Genomic DNA, 22,066 nt, shown 5'->3' on the forward strand with positions numbered 1-22,066 from the left:
AACGCCTAAGCGACTCTGTCTCCGGCCTGTTCAGGCCGGCTGCGCAGCCCCTGCGCGGTTGCGAAGAAGGCCTGGATCGCCTTGCTGTTGCGGCGCTCATGCAGGCAGATCAGCGTCTCGCGCATCAGGAGCGGCGGGCCGTCGAGGGCGATGCGAGCAAGGCGCGGATCGTCCTCGCCGAATTCCGCCGCCGAGACGAAGCCGATCCCGCCGCCCGCGGCCACGATCGCCCCGACAGCCTCGCGTCCTTCCGCTTCCACTGCGTAACTGAGCGCGATGCCGCTCTCCGCCGCCCGCTGCTCCAGCATCTGGCGGGTGCGCGAGCCGGCCTCGCGCATGATCAGCGGCCAGTCGCTCAGTTCAGCCAGCGAAAGGCTCGCCCTAGCCGCGACCGGATGGCTGCGGGCGGCGAAGGCGATGATCGGCGAGACGTTAAGCGGCAGCACCTCGAAAGGGCGCTCATCACCGAGTTCGCCGAGTACGCCGATATCGGCTTCGTAGCCGGTCAGCATCTCGACGATGCTGCCGGTATTGCCGCGCGCGACGCTGACCTGGATGCCGGGATGGCGCTTGCGGAAGGCGGTGAGCACGTCGAGCACGTGCTGGACGGAATCGGCGACGATCCGCAGCGAGCCCGTCCGCAGCGAGCGCTCTTCCAGCAGCAGTTCCAGCGCCTCGCCTTCGGCGCCGAACAGGCGGTGGGTGACGGCGAGCAGCCGGTGGCCCGCCGGGGTCAGGACGATCTGGCGATGGCGCCGGCTGAACAGGGCGACGTCGTACTCCTCCTCCAGCCGCCGGACCTGGTCGGAGATGGCCGGCTGGGTGAGGTGCAGCGCCTGCGCCGCCTTCGAGAAGCCGCCCGACAGCGCGACCTGGTGGAAGGCACGGAGCTGGACATAGCGCATGCGACTGGGACCTGTGCGGAGGGTGCCGCACGATATCGCTGAAATTTATCGATGGATATAAATTAACGATTTTTCAGATCGTTCGGTTGCCGCCATTCTGCATCCCGTCGCACCGTGCCGGGGCGTGAAACGGGAACCGCTCATGCGCGCCGAAGCTTCCGCGATCATCCACACCGAGGGCGAATCCAACACCTCTGCGGCCCGCAGCGGCTGGAATGCCGGCATCGGCGACGAGGCGACGCGCGAGCTGCTGGCGCGCGATTCCGCCGCCTTCCTGCACCAGAGCCTGTCGAGCCCCTGCCTCACCGCCATGGCCAAGGCGGAAGGCATCTGGATCGAGGACACGATGGGGCGGCGCTACATGGATTTCCATGGCAACAGCGTCCACCATATCGGCTACGGGCACCCCCGCCTCAAGGAGGCGATCAAGAAGCAGCTCGACGATCTCTGCTTTTCGCCGCGCCGCTTCACCTGTGAGCCGGCGGTCGAGCTTGCCGAGACGCTCGGGCGGCTGGCGCCGGGCGATCTCGGCAAGGTGCTCTTCACCACCGGCGGTTCGGATGCGATCGAGGTGGCGCTACGGCTCGCTCGCGCCGCCACCGGCCGGTTCAAAACCCTGTCCTTCTGGGACGCTTTCCACGGCGCCGGTTTCGGCGCCTCCAGCGTCGGCGGCGAAGCGACCTTCCGCTCCGGCATCGCCGGCCCGCTTCTCCCCGGCGCCGAGCACGTCGCGCCCTGGGGCACCCGCAACTGCGCCTATGGCCACGACAATCTCGAAGATTCCGCCCGCGCCTGCGCCAAGATGATCTCCTATGTGCTGGCGAGGGAGGGGGATGTCGCTGCCGTCGTCGCCGAGCCGATGCGGGCGACGCCCTATCCGCCGGCAGCGGGCTTCTGGAAGAGCGTGCGCGAGGCCTGCGACCGGCACGGCACGCTGCTGATCTTCGACGAGATCCCGACCGGGCTCGGCAAGACCGGGCGCTTCTTCGCCCATGAGCATGACGGGGTGCAGCCGGACATGGTCGTGCTCGGCAAGGCGCTGGGCGGCGGCATCCTGCCGATCGCCGCGGTCATCGCCCGTCGCGATCTCGACGTCGCCGGCGGCTACGCGATAGGCCATTACACCCACGAGAAGAACCCGGTCACCACGCGCGCGGCGCTAACGACGATCGCGATCATCCGCGAAGAGGGCCTGACCGAGCGGGCGGCCGAGCTCGGCGCCCATGCGATGGACCGCCTGCGGAGTTTCAGCGAGCGTTGCCCCTCAATCGGCGATGTCCGGGGGCGCGGCCTGCTGTTCGGGGTCGAACTGGTCAAGGACCGCGCTGACTTCACCCCCGACAATGCTCTGGCCGAGCGCGTCTATTATCGCTGCCTCGAAGGCGGGCTGAGCTTCAAGATCAGCCAGGGCAACATCCTCACCCTGTCGCCGCCGATGGTGATCGCCCGCGCCGAACTCGACCGCGCGCTCGACATCGTCGAGCAGGCGATTCTCGCAGGCTGAGGGGGCGATGATGAAGGCTGTCCGCACCGACCGCGAGCTGGAATGCCCTGAGATCGACGCCGGCCTGCGCGCCCGCGGCGTCGAGCTCGTCACGCTGCCCGACGGCATTTCCGAGGAGGCGCTGGCGCTGGAGGTCGCTGAGGCCGACCTCCTGATGATGTGCTACACGCCGATCACCGAGCCGGTGATCGCGGCGGCCACCAGGCTGAGGGGCATCGTCAAATACGGCGTCGGCATCGACGCGATCGACATTCCGGCGGCGATGGCGCGCGGCATTCCGGTCGTCAACGTGCCCGAATATGCCGAGGAGACGGTCGCGGAAGGCGCCTTCGCCCTGATGATCGCGCTCGCCCGGCGCATGCCCGAGATCGGCCGCGCCATCCAGAGCGAGGGCTGGGTCTGGCCGGCGCAGCGCTGGCTCGGCCGTGACATCGCCGGCGCGACGCTTGGGCTCGTCGGTGCCGGCAAGATCGGGCGAAGCATGGCGCGGATGGCCGGGCAGGGCTTCCGCACCCGCGTCCTCGGCTACGATCCGCATGTCGACACCCAGACCATGGCCGCCGCGGGTATCGAGAAAATCGATGATCTCCACGCGATGTTGCGGCAATGCGACTTCCTCTCGCTGCATTGCGTCCTGAACGATGCGACCCGCCATGTCATCGGCCAGGCGGAACTCGCCTGCCTCAAGCCCGGCGCGATCCTCGTCAATGTCTCGCGCGGTGCGCTGATCGACGAGGCGGCACTGGTCGAGGCGGTGCTGGCCGGGAGGCTCGGCGGGGTCGGCCTCGATGTCTACAGCCAGGAGCCGCTCACCCGGCAGGACCATCCGCTCAGCCCGCTCTTCGGGCGCGACGACGTCATCCTGTTCCCGCACCTGACCTTCTTCACCGCCGAGGCGATGCGGCGCCTTTCCGACGATACGCTGGCGCGCTGCTTCGAGGTCCTGGACGGCAAACCGGTGCAGATCCGCTCGCACGATCCGCGCCTGCGGGCGCAGACGCGCAACGTCGTGTTCGCCTGAGATAGAGGCTCCGGGCAAGCCGGCTGTGGCGATCAGCCGTCAGCTTGCGCTGATATCGGTACTCTCGCCACCTTGCCGGCGATCCGCTCCGCAGCGGAGACCGTGTTCACCAGCAACATGGTGACCGTCATCGGACCGACGCCGCCCGGCACTGGCGTTATATAGGATGCCTTGGCCCTGACTGCGTCGAAGTCGACGTCGCCGAACAGTTTGCCCTGCGGGTCGCGGTTGATGCCGACATCGATCACCACCGCACCGGTGCGGACCATTTGCGCTCCGATCAGCCTGGGCGCGCCGGCGGCGACGACCAGTATGTCGGCAAGGATGGTGTACTGTGCGAGGTCCCGCGTCTTGGCATGGCACACCGAAACGGTCGCATCGCGCGCCATCATCATCAGGGCCATCGGCTTGCCCACGATGTTGCTGGCCCCGACGATCGTGACATTTCGTCCCTCGACCGGAATCGCGGCGTGATCGAGCATGCGCATGACGCCATAGGGCGTGCAGGGAGAGAAGATCGTTCGGCCGACGACCAGCCCGCCGACATTGTAGAGGTGGAAGCCGTCGACATCCTTGTCGACCGATATCGTCCGCAGCACGGCCTGGATGTCATGGTGAGGTGGCAGCGGCAGCTGGACGAGGATTCCGTGGATGTCGGGAGATCGGTTCAGCTGCTCGATCTCATGGATGAGGCCATCTGCCGGGATGTCCGTGCCGAAGCCTAGGAGCGTGGACCTGATGCCGACCTCGGCGCAGGCACGTACCTTGTTGTCGACATAGACGCGCGAGGCCGTGTTCTCACCGACGAGGATCACGACCAGATGCGGAACGACACCGGCACTTGCGGCCAGATCGGCGACCCGCAAAGAGGTCTCGGTACGGATGTCGCGCGCGATCTCGCGGCCGTCGAGGATGAGGGCTCCCACGCCGGTGCTCCTAGCGGAAGATCACGGTGCGGCGGCCGGCCAGCATCACCCGCCGTTCGACATGCAGGCGCAGCGCGCGGGCCAATACCACCGCCTCGATATCGCGCCCCACGCTGACGAGATCGTCCGGAGCGAGCGAATGATCGGCGCGCCCGACGTCCTGGTCGATGATCGGGCCTTCGTCGAGATCCGGGGTGACGTAGTGCGCGGTCGCTCCAATCAGCTTCACGCCGCGATCATAGGCCTGATGATAGGGTTTCGCGCCTTTGAAGCTCGGCAGGAACGAGTGATGGATGTTGATCGCCCGCCCGTCGAGCGCGCGACAGAGGTCGTTGGAAAGCACCTGCATGTAGCGGGCGAGCACGACCAGTGAGGATCTGGTCTCCGCGACGATTTCGAGCAGCCGTGCTTCCTGCTCGGCCTTGTTTGCAGGCGTGACCGGCAGATGGTGGAAAGGGATATCGTAGCTGCGCGCCAATGCCGCGAAATCACGATGGTTGGAGACGATGGCGGGGATTTCGATGTTGAGATTGCCCGTGGCCTGCCGGAACAGCAGGTCGTTCAGGCAATGTCCGAAGCGGGAAACCATCAGGAGCACGCGCGCGGGGGCGGCGGCTTCGATCGCGTCCCACTCCATGCGAAAGGTGCCGGCGACACCGTCGAACTCGCGTCTGAACGCGGCCTTGTCGAAGCCCTCGCCCGTCGCGAAGGCGACGCGCATGAAAAAGCGGCCGTCGCGCGGATCGCTGAACTGTGCGCTCTCCAGAATATTGCAGCCATGGCGGTAGAGCACGCCGCTGACGGCATGGACGATGCCCGGGCGATCCTCGCAGGACAGCGTCAGGATACGGTCAGGCTTCTGCACCTTGAAGTCCCGCACCTGGGTCGGGACATGCGCGGAATGAGCGTCGGCCATGGTCTACGTCCTCTGGCCTGGCTTGCGGTCGAGCGGCGCGGCAAGGCTGGCCGTGACGGGGACCGTCGTGCCGGCGAGGTCGATCGTCCATTCGCGCGCATCGAGCCAGGCCTGGTCGATCGGCTCGTGGCTTTCGGCCCAGCCGAGTGCCACGATTCCGTCCATGGTCGCTCCGAACGCAGCCGAGGTGATCTCGCCGACCGGCTTGCCGTTCGCCAGGATCGCCTCGCCGCCCCAGGCCATCTGCCCGCTCGGACGCGGCCCGACCAGTGCGATGAGGCGTTTCGTGCGGGGAGCCGACTTGGCCGCGACCAGCGCCTCGCGCCCGAGAAATTCGCCCTTGTTCAGCTTCACCGCGAAGCCGAGCCCGGCCTCATAGGGGTTGACGTCGGGCGTAAGCTCGCGGCCCCAGGCCCGGAAGCCCTTCTCGATGCGCAGCGAGTCGACGGCGTAGTAGCCGACATCGACGAGACCGAGATCGGCGCCGGCCTCGTGCAGGGCGTCGTAGATCGCGGCTGCGAACTCGGCGGGGACATAGAGCTCGAATCCATCGCCGAGATAGGAGCGGCGGCAGGCCCATGTCGTGGCGTAGCCGATCGTGATTTGGCGGATGGCGTTGGCCGGGAAGTCGGTGGGATCGAACGAGGTCGGCGAGACGCGAGCCAGGATCTCCGGCACCTTCGGGCCGCAGAGCGAGAGCACGGCATAGGCCGAGGTCACGTCCGTCAGCGTCACGCCGACGGGAAGCTGGCGCCTGATCCAATGGGCGTCGCGGGTCGCCTGTGCAGTGCCGGTCAGGAGCAGATAGGTATCGGGCGCGATGCGGGCGGCGGTGAGATCGCTCTCGAAGGTGCCGCGCGTATTGAGCAAGGCGGTGTAGACGGAGGTGCCGACCGGCACGGCGACGTCGTTGGCCGCAAGGTGCTGCAGCGCGGCCTCGGCCTGCGGCCCCTGCAGCAGGAACTTGGCGAAGCTGCTCATGTCGACGAGGCCGGCGGCCTCGCGGCAGGCGCGATGCTCGGCGGCGACCGTCTTGAACCAGTTCTGCGGGCCGAAGGAGTAGCCGATCGTGCGCTCGTCTTCGCTCCGGGCGAAGTAGTTGGCGCGCTCCCAGCCCATCTTCGAGCCGAAGACGGCGCCCTTGGCGGCGAGGCGGTCATAGAGCGGCGAGCGCCGGAACGGCCTGGCGGTATCGAGCTCGCGGTTCGGCCAGGGCATGGCGTAGTGCAGGCCGAGCGTTTCCTTGATCCGATCCTTCAGCCAGGCCGGGTTGTTGTTGAAATCGGCGAAGCGGCGGATGTCGACCGGCCAGAGATCGCTGGTCGCCTCGCCGGCGACGATCCATTCGGCCAGCGCCCGGCCGGCGCCGCCGGCCGAGGCGATGCCCATCGAGTTGAAGCCCGCGCCGACATAGACGCCGGCGACCTCCGGGGCCTCGCCAAGCAGGAAGTTGTTGTCGGGCGTGAAGCTCTCGGGACCGTTGAGGAAGGTCTTGATCTGCGCGGTCTCGAGAGCCGGCACGCGCTGCAGCGCGTTCTCCATCAAGATCGCGAACTGGTCCCAGTCGTCGGGCAGGAGCTGGAACTCGAACGGGTAGGGGATGCCGTCCATGCCCCAGGGCTTGGCGTCCGGCTCGAAGCCGCCCATGACGAGGCCGCCGACCTCCTCCTTGTAGTAGGTGTAGCCGTCGGGATCGCGCATCACCGGCAGATCGGGCGTCACGCCCTCGATCTTGCCGGTGACGATGTACATGTGCTCGGCCGAATGCAGCGGCACCGAGACGCCGCACATGCGCCCGACCTCGCGCGACCACTGCCCGGCGCAGATCGCCAGCACCTCGCATTCGACCCGGCCCTGGTCGGTAAGCACGGCCTTCACCCGGCCCTTGTCGGTCTCGACGCCGGTGACGCGGATGCCCTCGCGCACGATCGCGCCGCCATTGCGGGCACCGCGCGCCAGCGCCTGTGTGATGTCGGCGGGATTGGCCTTGCCGTCGCCGGGCAGCCAGACGCCGCCGACGAGGTCGTCGGTGCGCATCACCGGCCATTTGTCGCCGGCCTCCTTCGGGCTGAGCTCCTCGATCTCGACGCCCTGGGCGCGGGCCGCCGAGATCGTCCGGCGCAGCTGCGTCATGCGTTCGGGCGTGCGGGCGACCGAGACCGAGCCGCAGCGCTTCCAGCCGGTGGCGAGTTCGGTTTCGCTCTCGAGCGAGGCATAGAGCTCTGTCGAATAGCGGATCAGCCGCGTCATGCTGGACTGGCTGCGCAACTGGCCCACCAGGCCGGCCGCATGCCAGGTCGTGCCGCAGGACAGGCGCCCCTGCTCCAGCAGCAGCACGTCGCGCCAGCCGAGCTTGGTCAGGTGATAGGCGAGCGAGCAGCCGATGATGCCGCCGCCGATGATGACGACACGGGACTGGGTGGGAATGGACATGGGATGCCTCCGCGATGGAGGCAGTCTAGCGAGCTTGTTTCATAAAACAACAAAAAACCACAAAAACGGTCAAATTAGGAAATGCGTACTGCGACCCCCCTTTCCGCCAGTTTCGTGGCGATGGGCGCAGGTAAAGCCTGGTCGACGAGGAGGCCGGCGAACGGCGCGTCGCCGCCGATGCGGCTGGGCAGGACGAGCCCGAACTTGCTGGCGTCGGCCATCAGGAAGCCCTGCTCGGCCGCGCCCAGCAGCGCGCCGCGGATCGATGCCCCGGCGCGGGTGTAGTCGGTGAGGTGGCCGTCCGGACCGACGCCGCCGACGCTGACGAAAGCGATGTCGGCAGAGAGGCGCGCGATCGCCCGCAAGGTCTCCGCGCCGCTGGTCGCATCCTCGTTGCGGTCGAACTCGCCGCCGATCAGGAAGACGCGGGCGTCGGCCAGCCGGCTGGCCAGCCGTGCATTCTCGAGCGAGGTGGTATGGACGACCAGCCGCTTGCGGTCCGACCGCGCCAAAGCGCGTGCCAGGGCTTCGGTCGTCGTGCCGGAATCGAGCAGGACGGTCATGCCGTCACCGAGCAGCGAGACCGCGAGATCGGCGATCTTCTCCTTGCCCGTGCGGTTCACCGTCCGGCGGCTGGCGAAGGAGGCCTCCGAACGCTCGTGCCGGACCGCGCCGCCATGGACGACCGAGAGCAGGCCGTCTGCGGAGAGGGCCTTGAGATCGCGCCGAACCGTCTCGCGCGAGACATCGAGCGACTGGGCGAGCTCCTCGACCGTCACCGAGCCCTGCTTGTCGAGAGTTGCGAGGATGGCCTGGTGCCGCCGCGCAGCGATGTCGCGTGTCATGGAGGCGAGACCGGAAATCCTAGCCAGCGAGGGAATAGACCCGATCGGACATATGGAGTTGATCGGCGCTTGGCAATCGAAGCGGCGCCGGGCGGCAGATGCGCGCTGCCTATCTCAATTTTACGCATCGATTACGATTTAAACGTATAAGTTGCATAAAACGAGCCTATCCAACCGAGCATATGCATCCGTGGTCTCGCCCGATGCCAGGAGCTTCGATGTCGCTGCTTGAACCGCTAACAGCCGCGCAAATGCGCTCCCCGCGCAAGGGCACAGTCAGGCCGATGACCGGGGCGGATGTGCCCGCAGTCGCCCGGTTGTTCCTGAAGGTCTTCAGGGGGGCGGACAAGCCGGCGGATCAGGAGCTTCAGCACTATCTCTGTACCCTGGCCCTGGCCTCTCCGTCCCATGACGAGACGCTGGGCACGCACGTCTACGAGCAGCAGGACGGGCGTATCCGCAGCGCGCTGCTGGCCGTGCCGATGCGGTTCGTCGCCTGCGGAACAGTGCTGCCGGGTAGGCTTCTCGGCGTCTTCATGACCGATGCCGATAAGGAGGCCGCCGGAGCGGCGCAGCTCATCCTCGCCCTGCGGCCGAAGCGAGCCGATTTCGCCTTCTGCGACAGCGCCTCGCCGACGAGCCGCGACCATCTCCTCGCGATCGGCGGCAGGTCGATCCCGGTGCAGAACCTGGAATGGGTGCGCAGCTTTCGTCCCGCAGGGGCCCTTGCCTGGCGCGTTGCCGAGCGCTTCCTGGGTGGCAGGCGCTTCGGACTATCCATCCTCATACGCCCTCTCGACAGCCTGTTGCGGCGCAGATTGCCGGCGCAGGACGCCGCGGAAGCGGGCGCCGCCGAGGTCGTCGAGATGTCCGTTCCGGATTTCCTCGTGCAGGCGCCCCGGCTCGTCGCCCATTACGCGGTGCGCCCGCTCTGGAGCGAGGAGGAGCTCTCCTGGCTGATCGCGCTGGCGGCGCAGAATACAAGGCTAGGCATCTTCACGATCCGCGGCGTCGTCGATCGCGCCGGAGCGGTGATCGGCAGCTTCGTCTACTACGCGGCGCCCGGGCGCTGTGCGCATGTCCTCAACGTGCTGTCGCTGCCGGGCCGCGAGCCCGCCGTCCTCGACGCGATGTTCCGCCATCTCGACCAGACCGGCCATGTCGAGGCGCGGGGGCGCGCTCAGCCCGCTCTAATGGCCGGGCTCTCCTTGCAACGCTGGCTCGTCTTCCGCCACCGGGCCTTCGTGGTCGCGCTGACACGCGTTCCGGAGATCAACGACGCAATCGCGCGCGGCGATGTCTATGTCGGCGGCCTCGCCGGCGAGGACTGGAGCCGGCTCCTCGGCGATTTCCACTGAGGCTGGTGCGATGGCGGTCTCGGTCATCCTCAAGACGCTCAACGAGGAAGCAAGGATCGGCGCCGCGATCGAGAGCGTTCTGGCGGCACTCGATGGGATCGGCGGCGAAGTCATCGTCGCCGATGGCGGTTCGCGGGACCGCACGCTGGCCGTTGCCACCAGCTATCCCATCCAGGTCGTCCAGCTCGAGCCGACCATTCGCCCGAGCTGCGGCATCGGCCCCCAGCTCGGCTTCCAGTATAGCCGCGAGCCGTTCATCTGCCTGATGGACGGCGACATGCTGCTCGATCCCGGCTTCCTGCCCGAAGCGCTCGCCTATCTCTCGACCCATCCGCGTGCCGCCGGCGTGAGCGGCCATGTCGAGGAGATGAACGACACCAGCCTCGAATATCTCAGGCGCGGGCGCCGGGTCTCGCCGGAGAACCGGATCGGCACGATCGACCGGATGAATGGCGGCGGCCTCTATCGCCGGGAGGCGGTCGAGCAGGCCGGCTATCTCTCGGATCGCAACCTGCACGGCTACGAGGAGTTCGACCTCGGCCTGCGCCTGCGGGCGCAGGGCTGGACGCTGCATCGTCTCGACCGCCGCTTCGTCCGCCATTTCGGCCATGCGATCAACGCCTATGCGCTGCTGCTGCGGCGCTGGAAATCGGGCTATCTGCGTGGGATCGGCGAAGTGCTGCGTGCCGCGCTCGGCAAGCCGCAATGGCCGCGTCTCGTCGAAGAGCTTCCGGAGCTGAAGCTTTGGGGCGTGGTCTATCTCTGGCTGGCTGCGATGGTCGCATTACCCTTCGTGCTGCCGAGCCCGGTCATCGCGCTCGCCATCGACCTCGCCCTGATCGTCGGCATCGTCGGTGTCATGAGCCTGCGACAGAAGAGCTTGTCGCTCGGCCTCTATGCGGTCGTCGCCTGGCTGTTCCATGCCGCCGCCTTGCCGCTCGGGTTCATCCAGGCGCGCAAGGCGCCGGGGGCCTGGATCGAGAGCCGGGTCGTCAACGAGGGGTCATGAGGGCAGGGGGCTTGCCTCAACGGGTCCCGCCGCTTGCAGGCGGTTCTTCCGAGCGAGGCGGAGCAGGACCAGCCAGGCGGCGATGACGATGGCGACCTCGATGACATAGAGCGCGACGAAGGTGCCGATCGGCGCCGCCAGCCAGGTCGCAACCGCGATGACGACACTGCCCGCAAGATTTGCGCTGTTCAGGATCCAGGCCCGCGCATCCTGACGCCCTGAGGCGCCCAGCAGGTCGACAGCGGCAGCCCATGCGCCGACGAGGATGATGGTGCCGCAGAGGCAGCGGAGGAAAAACGGGAGATCACGATAGTCGCGGCCGAATAGGGCAGGAAGCCAGGGTGCCAGCACGAACAGCGTGAGCGCTGTCGTAACGCCGAGGGCGAGCGCCGCAAGCAGGGCCCGCCTGGCCGTGGGCAAGGCGAGATGCAGACCGTCGCGGCTTTCGCGCGCCAGGCGCGGATAGAGCAGCCGGTTGAGCGCGTCGATCGCGAGGTAGCTTGCATCCATGATCCGTCTCGCGACGCCATAGCTGCCGACCGTCTCGATCGGGGTGAACAGGCCGATGATCAGCAGGTCGACATTGGAGCGAATGGCCCGCGCGGCGAATTGCGATGCGAACAGCAGGCCGGCGCGCAGTTCCTCGCGCAGGATCGCGAGCCGTGGCCGGCCGAGGGGCGAGAGCCAGATGGCCCCAACTAAAGCGTAGAGCAGGTTTCCGCCGCACTGCCAGAGCGCCCAGTCCGACAGGCTCGACACCTTGAACAGCAGGCAGGCGAGGGCGGCCGTGACCATGCGCGCGGCAGCGAAGCCGATGACCGCGCGGTTGGCGGCCTGAATCTGTCCGAGGCCGAGGAAGACGGTCTCCACCAGCAGGATCAGCCGCACGAGAACGACATTGCCGAGGAACAGCAGCGCCAGGGTCGGCATGTCGACCGAAGGGCCTGAGCCCAGGCGGGCCCAGGACGACATCCCCGCGACACCGCCGGCGACGAGGGCAGCTCCGCTCAAGCCGATCAACAGAAGATTGTGGCCGAGCAGACCCGGATAGCTCGCGGGGTCGCGCGAGACCCGGCGCAGCAGGCAATCGGACGCGCCCAGGCCGCAGATCTGAACCGCAATCGCGGTCACGGCCGAAATCTGCACGAACAGACCGAACTCGGCCGGGCCGAGGGCGCGCGCCAGAATGGCGAAGGTCACGAGCTGCGAGAGAGCGGCCGATGCCAGCGATCCACCCGACAGGACGTAGCCGACGAGGGTGGGGCGGTGGGAGCGGATGATCCGGCCGATGTCCTTCCTGCCTTTCCCCAATGCATCCCTCTGAAGCCAGCTTGGCGGCCTGCCCGTTAAGGTAAACGTTTAATTAAGATATCTATCTAAGGTTGTATTTTGATCATCGATTTCGAATTACTGCAACCTATAAGTGCATGCGTGAAGACATCGCGAAGATGGGGAGTTCCATGATCACGATCGCGGCCATTGGCCCTGTTCCGGTCTTCGCCATTGCTGGCCAGGCAGGGTCTGCGTGGGCAATGCCTGTCTTGCTGCGCTCTGGTCACGTCGCGCTGCAGCGGCACGTCTTTCTCAGGACCGGGCCGGCGGAGCTGATGCATAGCTCCGCGACGTCCAAGGCATGCGCGCCCTCTCGCTGACGCAGGTCGCCATGTACCTCACGACCGACAGCAACAGGATGCGCCACGGAGACGACGTCCCTTATCGCCCGGCCACCGAACCGGTCTCTTCGCCCGTCCTCACGATGTCGGCCCTCCAGGTGTTGGGCTGGCTGCTGCGCGGCTGGCCCTGGTTGCTGGTCGCCGCGCTCATCGGCGCCGTCGCGGGCCTCGGCGCCACGCGCCTGCTGACGCCACGCTTCACCGCGACGACGGAGCTGACGATCGCGCCGTCCAACCTGCTGATCGCCCCGAACGACCTCTATGCGGCGAATGCGCAGAGCGACAGCCAGATCCTGGATGTCGAGAGCAAGATGCGGATGATCGCCTCGGGCAACGTCCTGCGCCGCGTCGTCGACCAGCTCCAGCTGAGGACCGACCCCGAATTTGCCGGCAAGCCGCTGCTGTTCGGTCTTCTAGGCGTATCCGACCGCCAGCGCGCCGATGGGTCCGATCTCGCCGCCATGCTGGCGCGGCGCATCACCGTCGCTCGGCAGGAACGCTCCTATGTCGTCTCCCTGTCGGTTTGGGCGAGCGATGCGGTGCTGGCGGCCCGGCTCGCAAACGCCATCGCCGAGACCTTTCGCGACGAGGTCGTGCGTGCCGATGCGGAGCGGGTCGGGCGTGCGGCGCAGGGGCTGACCGCCCGGCTCGGCGAGATCAAGACCGCAGCGGCCGAGGCGGAGGACCGGGTCGAAGCCTTCCGCCGCGACCATGGCCTGCAACAGAACGCCTCCAAGCAGCCGCTCAGCGCGGAGGCGCTGGAGCGGATGAGCGGCAAGCTGACCGACGCCAAAGCGCGGCTCGCCGAGGCGGAGGCGCGCTATGCCGAGGTCTCGCGCGCGCTCTCGCAGCACGGCGTGCAGGGCGGCGGCGTCCAGTCGCAGACCCTCGCCGGGCTGCTCGCCGACGAGGCGGCCCTGCGCCGGCAGGTGGCGGTGCTCTCCAAGACACTGGGTCCGCGCCATCCCTCGTTGATGAGTGTGCTGACCGAGGCCGATGCGCTGGCCAAGGCGATCAGGTCGGAGACCGAGCGGCTGCGGCGCACGGCGCGCATCGAGGTCGACCAGGCGAGGAAGGCGCTCGATGCGCTGACCGGCGAGACGCGCCTGCTGCGCGGGAGCGTCTCGGTCGACGATCAGGCCCAGGTGAAGCTCCGCGAGCTGGAGCGCGAGGCTGCCGCCAGGACCGCGCTCTACCAGACCTTTCTGACCCGGGCGGGCGAGGCGGCCCAGCGCCAGCAGATCGACGCCACGGATGTCCGCGTGATCACCGCCGCGGCCGCCCCGTCGCGCGCGACCTGGCCGCCCCGTCCGATCGTCGCGGCGGCGGCCGGCCTGCTGCTCGGCCTGCTGCTCTCGGCGGGGGTGCTCCTGGGGCGCGGCTATCTCGGTGAAGTCCGGTCCGGCAGGAGTGCAGCGCCATGACACAGGCCATCGAGAGGCGCGCGACGTCGAGCGTCGGCACTCTGGGGCCGCTGCTCTTCACGGCGACGCTGCTGTTCTATCTGGTCACGCTGACGCCGTTCATCGATCTGTCGGCAGCCGACGCGAACGCCGCCGCGACCGCGAAGTCGAATACGATCAACCAGCTCATCTATCTTTGCCTGACCATGGCGCTGTGGCTGACCGTCTTCGCCTCGCCCTCGCGCCGTCTGGTGGCGCGGCCGCGCGGTCTCCTGATCGTGCTGCTGGTCTGGTTCGCGGTGGTGTCTGCGTTCTCGGCCCAGCCGGATCTCGCGCTCAAGCGCGTCTTCCTGGCGATGCTGACGATCGTGAACGGCAGCATCCTGCTGCTCCTGCCCCGCTCCGAACGGCAGTTCGCCGGCATTCTCGCGTTCTGCTGCCTCGGCGCGCTCGGGCTCGCCTATGCCGGCGTCGCTCTGATGCCGCAGCTGGCGATCCACCAGGCCAGCGAGGTCCGCGAGTCGATGAATGCCGGATTCTGGCGCGGCCATTTCGCCCACAAGAACGTGGCGGCCGCGGCCATGGTGATCATCAGCTTCGCCGGGCTCTATCTGTTCAGCACCGGCCGGCGGGCCCTCGGCGGGCTGGTGGTGCTGCTGGCGCTCGTCTTCCTGACCCGTACCGGCGGAAAATCCGCAGCCATGGCGCTGCCCGGCATCCTCGCCATCGCCTGGGTCTTCGAGCGCTGGCGCGCCGTCCGCATCCCGATGGTCGTGCTGGGCATCGCTGCGGTCAACATCCTGACGATCGGCTGCTCGGTGTCCCCAACCATGCGCGAGCTCGTCGCGCGGCTCGGCATCGATCCGAGCTTCACCAACCGCACCGACATCTGGAAGATCGGCGCCGGCGCCGCGGTGGATAATCCGCTGACCGGCTATGGCTTCCAGCTGTTCTGGCAGACCGATGCGATGGTCCACAAGGGCGGCGCCGCGGCGAGCTGGGCCTTCGCCGCCTTCAACGGCCACAACGCCTATCTCGACATGGCGATCACCACGGGGCTGCCCGGCCTCGCGCTGACGCTGGTGCTGCTGGTCTGGCTGCCGCTGCGCGACATCGCCCGGGCCGAGGCGACAGCGAACGACCCCGCTTTGACGCGCCTCTTCGTGCGGATCTGGCTCTACGGGATCCTGGTCGCCTGCGTCGAAAGCCTGTTCTTCCAGTCGGGAAGCCTGATCTGGTTCATGCTGGTCGTCGCGATCTTCGGCCTGCATCTGCAGGCCAATGCGCACGAGATCCGCGAGCCGGCCCAGCATCGCCACCGCGTGGAGCCAATCCATGCGTAGCGCCTTCACGCTGCCATTCCAGCCGGAGCGCATTGCCCGTCTGCCGGCCCTGATCGACCGCTTTGCCGGCCGCCTCGAGAACCGGCTGCTGCAGGCCGCGCCCTGGCAGGTCATGCAGGTCCCGACCCGGGAGCCGATCGTCTCCTTCACTTTCGACGACGTGCCCGCCTCCGCCCTCGATGAGGGCGCTGCAATCCTCGAAGCGGACGGCGTGCGCGGCACCTTCTACATCTCGGGCGGCCTCGCCGGGCGCATCGAGCCGGGCCGCACCCTGATCGACCAGGCGGGCTGCCGGGAACTCGCCGCCCGCGGCCACGAGATCGGCTGCCATACCCATGCGCATCGCGACCTGCGCCATGTCGACGGCGAGGCCCTGGTCGAGGACCTCGCGCGCAATGCGCGTTATCTCGACGCGATCGACCCCAGGTCCGGCCGGCGCAACTTCGCCTATCCCTACAACAGCGGCTCGTTTGGAGCGCGGGCGATCCTCGCCGATACCTTCCGCACCTGCCGGTCCGGAGGGGAGGGGATCAATCGCGGCCCGACGGACCCGAGCTTCCTGCGCGCCGTCGAGATCCGGCAGCCGCAGCGGCATGTGCTCGGGCTGGCGCGCTGGATCGACGCCGTGGTCGCCAAACCCGGCTGGCTGATCTTTTTCACGCACGACATCGCGCCGCGGCCCACACCCTATGGCTGCACGGCTCCCGGCTTCCGGCTGCTGGTCGGCTATGCGCTGGCGCGCGGCTGCCGGGTGCTGACGGTCGATGCAGCGCTCGACCACATGGGCTTGCGGGAGCAGATGCCATGACGCGCGCCCGGCGGCTCCTGGCCATCAACAACTACTTCTATCGCCGCGGCGGCGCCGAAAGCGTCTTCCTCGACCATATCGACCTGTTCGAAGCGGCAGGCTGGGAGGTCGTGCCGTTCGCGATGCAGCACCCGGCCAATCTGCCGAGTGCCTGGTCGGAGTACTTCGTCTCCGAGATCGAATATGGCGGGGCGGGCGGCCCGCTCACCAAGGTCAGGCAGGCGACCAAGGTGATCTATTCGCTGGAAGCGCGCCGGAAAATCCGGGCCCTGATCGGGCGGGCGCCGCCGACAATCGCGCATGCCCACAATGTCTACCACCACATCTCACCGTCGATCTTCGGCGCCCTCAAGGCGCAGGGCGTGCCGCTGGTGATGACGGCACATGACCTGAAGCTCGCCTGCCCGGCCTACAAGATGCTGAGCCAGGGCCGCGTCTGCGAACGCTGCCTGGGCGGGCGCATCCACAACGTCCTGCTCCGTCGCTGCGTCAAGGAGTCTATCGTGGTGAGCGGGCTCGTCCTGCTCGAGACGCTGGTCCATCGCAGCTTCGGCCTCTACCGCAACACGATCGACCGCCTGATCGCGCCGAGCCGCTTCTATCGCGACAAGCTCGCTGAATGGGGCTGGGACGCGGGCCGCGTCGCCTACATTCCCAACAGCATCGACGCGAAGGCTTATTCCCCGGCCACGCATGAAGGAGACTACGTCGTCTATGCCGGCCGGCTCGCTCCGGAAAAGGGGCTGGCGACGCTGCTGCGCGCCGCAGCGCTTTCGCATCAGCGACTGGTGCTGGCTGGTAGTGGCCCCGAAGAGCAGACCTTGCGCAAACTCGCGGGGGAGCTCGGCGCCGATGTCGCCTTCACCGGCCATCTCGACAGGCCGGAGCTGAAGCGGGTGATCGGCGAGGCGCGGGCGCTGGTGCTTCCGTCCGAGTGGTACGAGAACGCGCCGATCAGCGTCCTCGAAGCCTATGCGCTCGGCCGTCCGGTTATCGGCACGCGGATCGGTGGCATTCCCGAGCTGATCGCGGATGGTGAGACCGGCTCCCTCGTGGAGCCCGGCAACGCCGCGATGCTGGCCGAGGCGCTCGCCGGGCTGGCGAGCCTTCCATCCTCCGCTCGTGCCGCGATGGGCGCGACCGGCCGCGACTGGGTCGCCCGGGAGTTCTCGCCTGACCGCTACCGCGACCGCACCATGGCTCTCTACGAGGCGCTGCGCTGATGTACACGCTGATACCGCCCCTTGGCGCAAGGCCGCCCGAACGCAGCGTGATCTTCGTCGGCCTGCGCGGCGTCCCCGAGATTCAGGGCGGGGTCGAAACCCATGTCGCCGCGATCTCGGCGCGGCTGGCGGAGCGCGGCTGGCGGGTCGAGGTGCTCGGCCGCGCGCCCTATCTGCGCTCGCGGCGGCCCTATGGCTGGAAGGGCGTCACCGTCACACCGGTCTGGGCGCCACGCTCGCGCAGTTTCGAGGCGCTGGCGCATACGGCGCTCGGCCTGATCGTCGCGGCCGGGCGCAATCCGGACCTCGTCCACATCCATGCGATCGGGCCGGCTTTGCTGACCCCGCTTGCGCGCCTGCTCGGCCTCCATGTCGTGGTGACCCATCACGGCTTCGACTATGAGCGCCAGAAATGGGGGCGCCTGGCCAAAGCCGTCCTGCGGGCGGGCGAAGCGATGGGCATGCTGTTCTCCCACGCCAATATTGGCGTGTCGAAGGGGATCGTCGACAGCGTCCGCCATAGGTTCGGCGTCGGCGCGACCTTCATCCCGAACGGCGTCGAGAATCCGTTCCCGCAGCAGGACATGTCCTGTCTCGAGCGGCTCGCCGTCGCGCCGCGCCGCTATGTCCTGAGCGTCGGCAGGATCGTCGAGGAGAAGCGGCATCTCGACCTGATCCAGGCTTTCGAGCGCCTCGGCGATCCCAGTCTCAAGCTCGTCATCGCCGGCACGGCCGACCATGCCGGGCGCTATCAGCACGCCGTCGAGGCGGCGGCCGCGGCGACGCCTGGCGTGGTGATGGCCGGGTTCCAGCGTGGCGAGGCGCTGTCCCAGCTCTACCGGCATGCTGGGCTGTTCGTCCTCCCCTCGAGCCATGAGGGCATGCCGATGGTGCTGCTGGAGGCCCTGAGTTACGGCGCGCCCTGCCTCGCCAGCGACATCGATGCCAATCTCGCACTCGCCCTCGGGCAGGACAGCTATTTTCCTCTCGGCGATGTCGATGCGCTCGCGCGAGCGATGCGGGTAAAGCTCGCTGCGCCCAACCCGGCCGAGGGCGCGCAGCGCGCCGCCCGGGTGCTCGATTCCTTCGGTTGGGGCGCGATCGTCGACCGCACCACCGAGGTCTACGAGAGTGCGCTTCTCGGCTGGCGGGCGGGCAAGGCGCGCCATGGCAGAGCCGGCTTCCGTTCACGTGTCGAGTTCGGAGGCCGATGATGCCGCCATCCCTGCGCAACCTCGAAATGATGATCCTGGGCCTCGGCTTCCTCGGCCTGGCCTGGGGCAAGAGCAGGCTTGGCGGCTACAGCACACCCAACGGCGTGGCGAAAGCGGATGAGCAGGGCAAGATCGCCTATCTCCTCGACATCTTCGCCTCGCTGCGCCGCTTCCTGCCTCCCGGATTCGACCTGCGCGGGCGCGACGTGCTGGAGCTGAGCCCCGGCTCCTCACGCGGCAATGGCGTGCTCTTCCTTGCGCTGGGCGCGCGCTCCTATCACGCGATCGACGTCTTTGATCTCGCCGGGGGCGAGGACCCGGCCTTCTATGGCAGGCTGCTCGACCGCTTTCCCGAAGGCCGCGAGGCCGACCGGGAGCGGGCCCGGGTTCTCGTCGGCACCTCCGGGCCGCGCGAGTTCGGCTATGCCGTCGGGCGGGATTTCGACATCCGGCGCCTGGCCGAGGGCCGGAGCTTCGACCTGATCGTCAGCTGCGCCGCATTCGAGCACTACGACGATCCTGCGGAGGCGATCGTCAGCCTGACGCAGGTCGCCCGGCCCGGCTGCAGAACCGTCCACATCATCGATCTGCAGACGCATTCGCGCTGGATCCGCGAGCACGACCCGAACAACATCTATCGCTATCCCGAGCGGCTCTACCGGCTCTTCCGGTTTCCCGGCCAGCCGAACCGCCTTCGTCCAGCCGACTATGTCGGCTGTTTCGCGGCGCAGGGCTGGAGCGATGTCCGCTTCGCGCCGTCTCGCGTCATCGATCCCGCGCTGCGTGAGTTATCGCTGCTGGGCCTCGCCGCGCCCTTCGCCAGCCGGGACGACATGAGCATCCTCGATGGCGCCCTGACGGCGCTTTATCCCGGCCCGGGTGGCGATCGGGGGACGGCGTCATGACCAGCCGCCGCTCCGTGCTCGGCGGGCTCGCCGGTATCGCGGCACTCGCCTCCATTGGGACACGGCCAGGGGCGGCCGGCACCGGCAGCGACATCCCGCTGTTCCGTCGCGGCATCGGCGTCTCGCATGCGCTGGGCTGGGCGCAGGTCGAGGCCGACGGCTCCTATGGCGTGGCGCCGTTCTCGGGCCCGCGCTTCCGCTTCGACCAAGCCCAGCGGCAGGCGATCCGGGCCGCGGGATTCGATTTCGTGCGGCTGGCGGTCGACGTCGGACCTTTCCTGGCGTTTACGGGAGTGGCACGCGACAAGCTCGACGAGCTCCTGCTCGGCACGGTCCGCGACCTCATCGATGCCGACCTCGGCGTGATCGTCGACCTGCATCCGAGCGCGATGAACCCGGCCTATCGGCCTGCCGCGCTGACCGCAGGCGTCCAGACGGCGACCTTCCAGGCCGTTCTCGTCGTGCTGCAGCGCCTGGCCGGACAGCTGGAACGGCTTGCGCAGGGCAGGGCGGCCCGGCTCGCGCTTGAACTGATGAATGAGCCCGAACTGCCGCAGGCGGCCTGGCAACCGATGCTGGAAGCCGCCTACCGGGCCGCCCGCAGCGGCTCGGCGAAATTGCCGCTTGTGCTGGGCGGCGGCTCGATGAACGCGGCGGAAGCGCTGACTGCGCTCGATATGCGTCCGTTCGCCGAGGATACCCGGCTGATCTACACCTATCACGACTATTCGCCATGGCAGTTCACCCATCAGGGCGTGCGCGGCAATCCGGCCTATGCGCTGGATGCGATCGCCTATCCGGCGTCGCCCTCGGCAGCGGCGATGATCACTGCGAGCCGGCGGCGCATGAAAGAGCTTGCCCTCGACGGCTCGGCCTTGGCGCAGGCAGAGCAGGCGAAGCGCACGCTCGCGCGTTACGCCGGCTTCGATCGCCTGGCTCTCGAGCGAACCTTCAGGCAGGTGAGCGCTTGGCGCAGCGCCCAGCGCCTGCCGGCCCATGCCATCCTGCTCGGCGAGTTCGGGGTGCACCGGACGCCCTATATGGATGGGCCCGACGGGGCGGTGGCGCGCGAGCGCTGGCTGCGCGACATGCGCGAGCTGGCCGAGGCGCATGGCTTCGCCTGGGCCTGCTGGACCTATGCGGGGGCGGGCGGTTTCGCGCTCGCGGAGGATGAGACGGGGCCGGGCTTCGATGTGGCGACGCGCCGCGCACTGGGGCTCCGATCCCCATGAGCGCCGCCATGCCGCGGCAGCGCTATGCCAATCTCGACGCCTTGCGCGCGATTGCGGCGCTCGCCGTGATGGTCGAGCACATGTTCGGCGACCTCATCAGGCAGGTCCCGTCCGCGGCGGGCCCGATGAGCACGCTCGCTCGTTCGCTTGTCGACACTCTCAGCCTCGGCCGCTTCGGCGTGGCGCTGTTCTTCCTCGTCAGCGGTTTCGTCGTGCCGTTCAGCATCGACGGCGAGCGCCCGCTCCGGCATTTCGCGATCTCGCGGCTGTTCCGGCTCTATCCGGCGTTCTGGCTGGCGGTGGCGGTGCTCGTGGCGACGGGCTGGCTCTCCGGCGAAATGCCGGGGACCGCGCCGGTGCTGGCGAACCTGACCATGGCGCCGCCGCTCTTTCGCCAGCCCTGGCTTTCGCCGATCCACTGGACGCTGTTCGTCGAGCTCTTGTTCTACTGCCTCGTCGCGCTGCTGTTCGCGGCAGGAGCGCTGCGCCAGGTCGGCATCCTGCTCGCCCTTAGTCTTGCCCTGATCGCCGCGACGGTCCTGCCGGTGCAATTGCGCGTGCACGGCTTCGCCAACCTGCCGGTCCAGTATCTCGGTCTGCATCTGTCCTTCCTGCTGCTCGGCCTGCTGCTGCGGCTGTGGCTGGTGGAGAGAAGGCGGGGAGCGGGGCTCGCAGCGCTGGTTCTCGTGCTCGCGCAACTCGCCGGGGTACTCTCGATCGCGCCGTTCTCGCTGACGCGCGGCGACAATTTCGTGATGGAGGGGCTGAGGCCGGTCCTGGCCGCCTACTTGCTCGCCCTGGTTGTCTTCCTCGCCACGATCAGGCTGGAGTGGCTGCGTTGCGTGCTGCTCGCGCGGATCGGGCTGACCAGCTATTCGATGTATCTGTTCCATGGGGCGGTGAACGCGCTCGTCTATCGTGTCCGGCCCCTGACCGGCGAACTCGGTGACATCGCCACGATCCTGGTTTGCGCGGGCCTGACCCTGGCAATCTCCTGGCTGGTCTATCGGACGGTCGAGCGTCCGATGATCGCGCTCGGGCGCCGGATCGCGTCGCCACGGAGCGTCTCATCCTCGCAGGCTGCGGCTGCCGGCCATGAACGAGCAAGCCGGAGCTGCCGGCTCGCCGTTTCGCCCGCGGGGGGCGGAGCATCGGTGTTGCCAGGGTCAGACTACCGCGCCGTCCCATCGCTGTCCGAGATCGCCGTCGCGGTCGCTCCCGAACATCGGGTCGGCGACGGGCTGGTCCGTGCAGTGCTCGGCTCGGCGATCGCCGCCGTCACGCTGAGCTGGTTTGCACTGCTCGGCTATGTCGGTTGGAAGATCGCGGAGTCGTTGTGAGCGCGCGG

At 68.1% G+C, this 22,066-nt stretch carries 18 protein-coding genes; 12 read left to right on the top strand and 6 right to left on the bottom strand.

Annotation, left to right across the window (positions count from 1 at the left end):
* Nucleotides 1–5: 5 nt before the first annotated feature.
* A complete protein-coding gene (locus tag V7S63_RS08270) occupies nucleotides 6–905 on the bottom strand; it encodes a LysR substrate-binding domain-containing protein (protein WP_336529871.1) in 900 nt (299 codons plus the stop codon).
* Between the two features lie 142 nt (nucleotides 906–1,047).
* Here V7S63_RS08270 and pbfA point away from each other — a divergent pair, with 142 nt between their 5' ends.
* Together pbfA and V7S63_RS08280 are read left to right on the top strand one after the other, a co-directional pair.
* A complete protein-coding gene (gene pbfA / locus V7S63_RS08275) occupies nucleotides 1,048–2,409 on the top strand; it encodes a (R)-1-hydroxy-2-aminoethylphosphonate ammonia-lyase (protein ID WP_336529872.1) in 1,362 nt (453 codons plus the stop codon).
* 7 nt (nucleotides 2,410–2,416) lie between these two features.
* Nucleotides 2,417–3,430 carry a 2-hydroxyacid dehydrogenase gene (locus V7S63_RS08280; RefSeq protein WP_336529873.1) on the top strand — a complete coding sequence of 338 codons (1,014 nt, stop codon included), beginning with the start codon at nucleotides 2,417–2,419 and terminating at the stop codon, nucleotides 3,428–3,430.
* A 32-nt stretch (nucleotides 3,431–3,462) separates the two neighbouring features.
* Here the strand turns inward: V7S63_RS08280 and V7S63_RS08285 are convergent, their stop codons facing one another.
* The 4 genes from V7S63_RS08285 to V7S63_RS08300 all read right to left on the bottom strand — a co-directional run bounded on the left by V7S63_RS08285 (nucleotide 3,463) and on the right by V7S63_RS08300 (nucleotide 8,550).
* On the bottom strand, nucleotides 3,463–4,356 hold the full coding sequence (locus tag V7S63_RS08285; protein WP_336529874.1) for a bifunctional 5,10-methylenetetrahydrofolate dehydrogenase/5,10-methenyltetrahydrofolate cyclohydrolase: 894 nt from the start codon (nucleotides 4,354–4,356) through the stop codon (nucleotides 3,463–3,465).
* Between the two features lie 10 nt (nucleotides 4,357–4,366).
* The gene (gene purU / locus V7S63_RS08290; RefSeq protein WP_336529875.1) at nucleotides 4,367–5,272 is read right to left on the bottom strand and encodes a formyltetrahydrofolate deformylase; all 906 of its coding nucleotides are present in this window, start codon (nucleotides 5,270–5,272) and stop codon (nucleotides 4,367–4,369) included.
* A 3-nt stretch (nucleotides 5,273–5,275) separates the two neighbouring features.
* The gene (locus V7S63_RS08295) at nucleotides 5,276–7,705 is read right to left on the bottom strand and encodes a GcvT family protein (protein WP_336529876.1); all 2,430 of its coding nucleotides are present in this window, start codon (nucleotides 7,703–7,705) and stop codon (nucleotides 5,276–5,278) included.
* A 74-nt stretch (nucleotides 7,706–7,779) separates the two neighbouring features.
* Entirely contained in the window at nucleotides 7,780–8,550 is a 771-nt protein-coding gene (locus tag V7S63_RS08300) for a DeoR/GlpR family DNA-binding transcription regulator (protein ID WP_100959496.1), read from the bottom strand.
* 218 nt (nucleotides 8,551–8,768) lie between these two features.
* On the opposite strand from V7S63_RS08300, the gene V7S63_RS08305 reads away from it, so the two are divergent.
* Nucleotides 8,769–9,908 carry a GNAT family N-acetyltransferase gene (locus V7S63_RS08305; RefSeq protein WP_336529877.1) on the top strand — a complete coding sequence of 380 codons (1,140 nt, stop codon included), beginning with the start codon at nucleotides 8,769–8,771 and terminating at the stop codon, nucleotides 9,906–9,908.
* A gap of 10 nt (nucleotides 9,909–9,918) precedes the next feature.
* Complete coding sequence (locus tag V7S63_RS08310) at nucleotides 9,919–10,917, top strand: glycosyltransferase family 2 protein (protein ID WP_336529878.1); 999 nt, start codon at nucleotides 9,919–9,921, stop codon at nucleotides 10,915–10,917.
* Here the strand turns inward: V7S63_RS08310 and V7S63_RS08315 are convergent.
* Nucleotides 10,912–12,228 (bottom strand): lipopolysaccharide biosynthesis protein, encoded by a 1,317-nt coding sequence (locus V7S63_RS08315; protein ID WP_336529879.1) that lies wholly within the window; start codon nucleotides 12,226–12,228, stop codon nucleotides 10,912–10,914. The two genes, V7S63_RS08310 and V7S63_RS08315, sit on opposite strands and share 6 nt — an antisense overlap.
* A gap of 322 nt (nucleotides 12,229–12,550) precedes the next feature.
* Between V7S63_RS08315 and V7S63_RS08320 the strand changes: the two genes are divergently transcribed.
* From V7S63_RS08320 to V7S63_RS08355, 8 genes are read left to right on the top strand one after another with little or no spacing between them, the layout of a single operon-like run.
* The gene (locus V7S63_RS08320; RefSeq protein ID WP_336529880.1) at nucleotides 12,551–14,014 is read left to right on the top strand and encodes a GumC family protein; all 1,464 of its coding nucleotides are present in this window, start codon (nucleotides 12,551–12,553) and stop codon (nucleotides 14,012–14,014) included.
* Nucleotides 14,011–15,336, top strand: a complete 1,326-nt coding sequence (locus tag V7S63_RS08325) for an O-antigen ligase family protein (protein WP_336529881.1) — start codon at nucleotides 14,011–14,013, stop codon at nucleotides 15,334–15,336. Before V7S63_RS08320 ends, V7S63_RS08325 begins: the two co-directional genes overlap by 4 nt.
* Complete coding sequence (locus tag V7S63_RS08330; RefSeq protein ID WP_336529882.1) at nucleotides 15,329–16,144, top strand: polysaccharide deacetylase family protein; 816 nt, start codon at nucleotides 15,329–15,331, stop codon at nucleotides 16,142–16,144. Before V7S63_RS08325 ends, V7S63_RS08330 begins: the two co-directional genes overlap by 8 nt.
* Nucleotides 16,141–17,367 (top strand): glycosyltransferase family 4 protein, encoded by a 1,227-nt coding sequence (locus V7S63_RS08335; protein WP_336529883.1) that lies wholly within the window; start codon nucleotides 16,141–16,143, stop codon nucleotides 17,365–17,367. The genes V7S63_RS08330 and V7S63_RS08335 overlap by 4 nt, the downstream gene beginning before the upstream one ends.
* Entirely contained in the window at nucleotides 17,367–18,581 is a 1,215-nt protein-coding gene (locus tag V7S63_RS08340; RefSeq protein WP_336529884.1) for a glycosyltransferase family 4 protein, read from the top strand. Before V7S63_RS08335 ends, V7S63_RS08340 begins: the two co-directional genes overlap by 1 nt.
* On the top strand, nucleotides 18,581–19,486 hold the full coding sequence (locus V7S63_RS08345; RefSeq protein ID WP_336529885.1) for a methyltransferase domain-containing protein: 906 nt from the start codon (nucleotides 18,581–18,583) through the stop codon (nucleotides 19,484–19,486). The genes V7S63_RS08340 and V7S63_RS08345 overlap by 1 nt, the downstream gene beginning before the upstream one ends.
* Nucleotides 19,483–20,718 carry a glycoside hydrolase family 5 protein gene (locus tag V7S63_RS08350; protein WP_336529886.1) on the top strand — a complete coding sequence of 412 codons (1,236 nt, stop codon included), beginning with the start codon at nucleotides 19,483–19,485 and terminating at the stop codon, nucleotides 20,716–20,718. The genes V7S63_RS08345 and V7S63_RS08350 overlap by 4 nt, the downstream gene beginning before the upstream one ends.
* The gene (locus V7S63_RS08355; protein ID WP_336529887.1) at nucleotides 20,715–22,058 is read left to right on the top strand and encodes an acyltransferase family protein; all 1,344 of its coding nucleotides are present in this window, start codon (nucleotides 20,715–20,717) and stop codon (nucleotides 22,056–22,058) included. Before V7S63_RS08350 ends, V7S63_RS08355 begins: the two co-directional genes overlap by 4 nt.
* Nucleotides 22,059–22,066 lie beyond the last annotated feature (8 nt).

Origin of the sequence: Allobosea sp. CCNWLY174 (assembly GCF_037120455.1) — a bacterium.
Classification (GTDB): domain Bacteria; phylum Pseudomonadota; class Alphaproteobacteria; order Rhizobiales; family Beijerinckiaceae; genus Allobosea; species Allobosea lupini.

Excerpts from the sequence above, each read along its gene's own strand:
- V7S63_RS08270 (WP_336529871.1), bottom strand. The coding sequence starts at position 905 with ATGCGCTATGTCCAGCTCCGTGCCTTCCACCAGGTCGCGCTGTCGGGC.
- pbfA (WP_336529872.1), top strand. The coding sequence starts at position 1,048 with ATGCGCGCCGAAGCTTCCGCGATCATCCACACCGAGGGCGAATCCAAC.
- V7S63_RS08280 (WP_336529873.1), top strand. The coding sequence starts at position 2,417 with ATGATGAAGGCTGTCCGCACCGACCGCGAGCTGGAATGCCCTGAGATC.
- purU (WP_336529875.1), bottom strand. The coding sequence starts at position 5,272 with ATGGCCGACGCTCATTCCGCGCATGTCCCGACCCAGGTGCGGGACTTC.
- V7S63_RS08295 (WP_336529876.1), bottom strand. The coding sequence starts at position 7,705 with ATGTCCATTCCCACCCAGTCCCGTGTCGTCATCATCGGCGGCGGCATC.
- V7S63_RS08300 (WP_100959496.1), bottom strand. The coding sequence starts at position 8,550 with ATGACACGCGACATCGCTGCGCGGCGGCACCAGGCCATCCTCGCAACT.
- V7S63_RS08305 (WP_336529877.1), top strand. The coding sequence starts at position 8,769 with ATGTCGCTGCTTGAACCGCTAACAGCCGCGCAAATGCGCTCCCCGCGC.
- V7S63_RS08310 (WP_336529878.1), top strand. The coding sequence starts at position 9,919 with ATGGCGGTCTCGGTCATCCTCAAGACGCTCAACGAGGAAGCAAGGATC.
- V7S63_RS08320 (WP_336529880.1), top strand. The coding sequence starts at position 12,551 with ATGCGCGCCCTCTCGCTGACGCAGGTCGCCATGTACCTCACGACCGAC.
- V7S63_RS08325 (WP_336529881.1), top strand. The coding sequence starts at position 14,011 with ATGACACAGGCCATCGAGAGGCGCGCGACGTCGAGCGTCGGCACTCTG.
- V7S63_RS08330 (WP_336529882.1), top strand. The coding sequence starts at position 15,329 with ATGCGTAGCGCCTTCACGCTGCCATTCCAGCCGGAGCGCATTGCCCGT.
- V7S63_RS08335 (WP_336529883.1), top strand. The coding sequence starts at position 16,141 with ATGACGCGCGCCCGGCGGCTCCTGGCCATCAACAACTACTTCTATCGC.
- V7S63_RS08340 (WP_336529884.1), top strand. The coding sequence starts at position 17,367 with ATGTACACGCTGATACCGCCCCTTGGCGCAAGGCCGCCCGAACGCAGC.
- V7S63_RS08345 (WP_336529885.1), top strand. The coding sequence starts at position 18,581 with ATGCCGCCATCCCTGCGCAACCTCGAAATGATGATCCTGGGCCTCGGC.
- V7S63_RS08350 (WP_336529886.1), top strand. The coding sequence starts at position 19,483 with ATGACCAGCCGCCGCTCCGTGCTCGGCGGGCTCGCCGGTATCGCGGCA.
- V7S63_RS08355 (WP_336529887.1), top strand. The coding sequence starts at position 20,715 with ATGAGCGCCGCCATGCCGCGGCAGCGCTATGCCAATCTCGACGCCTTG.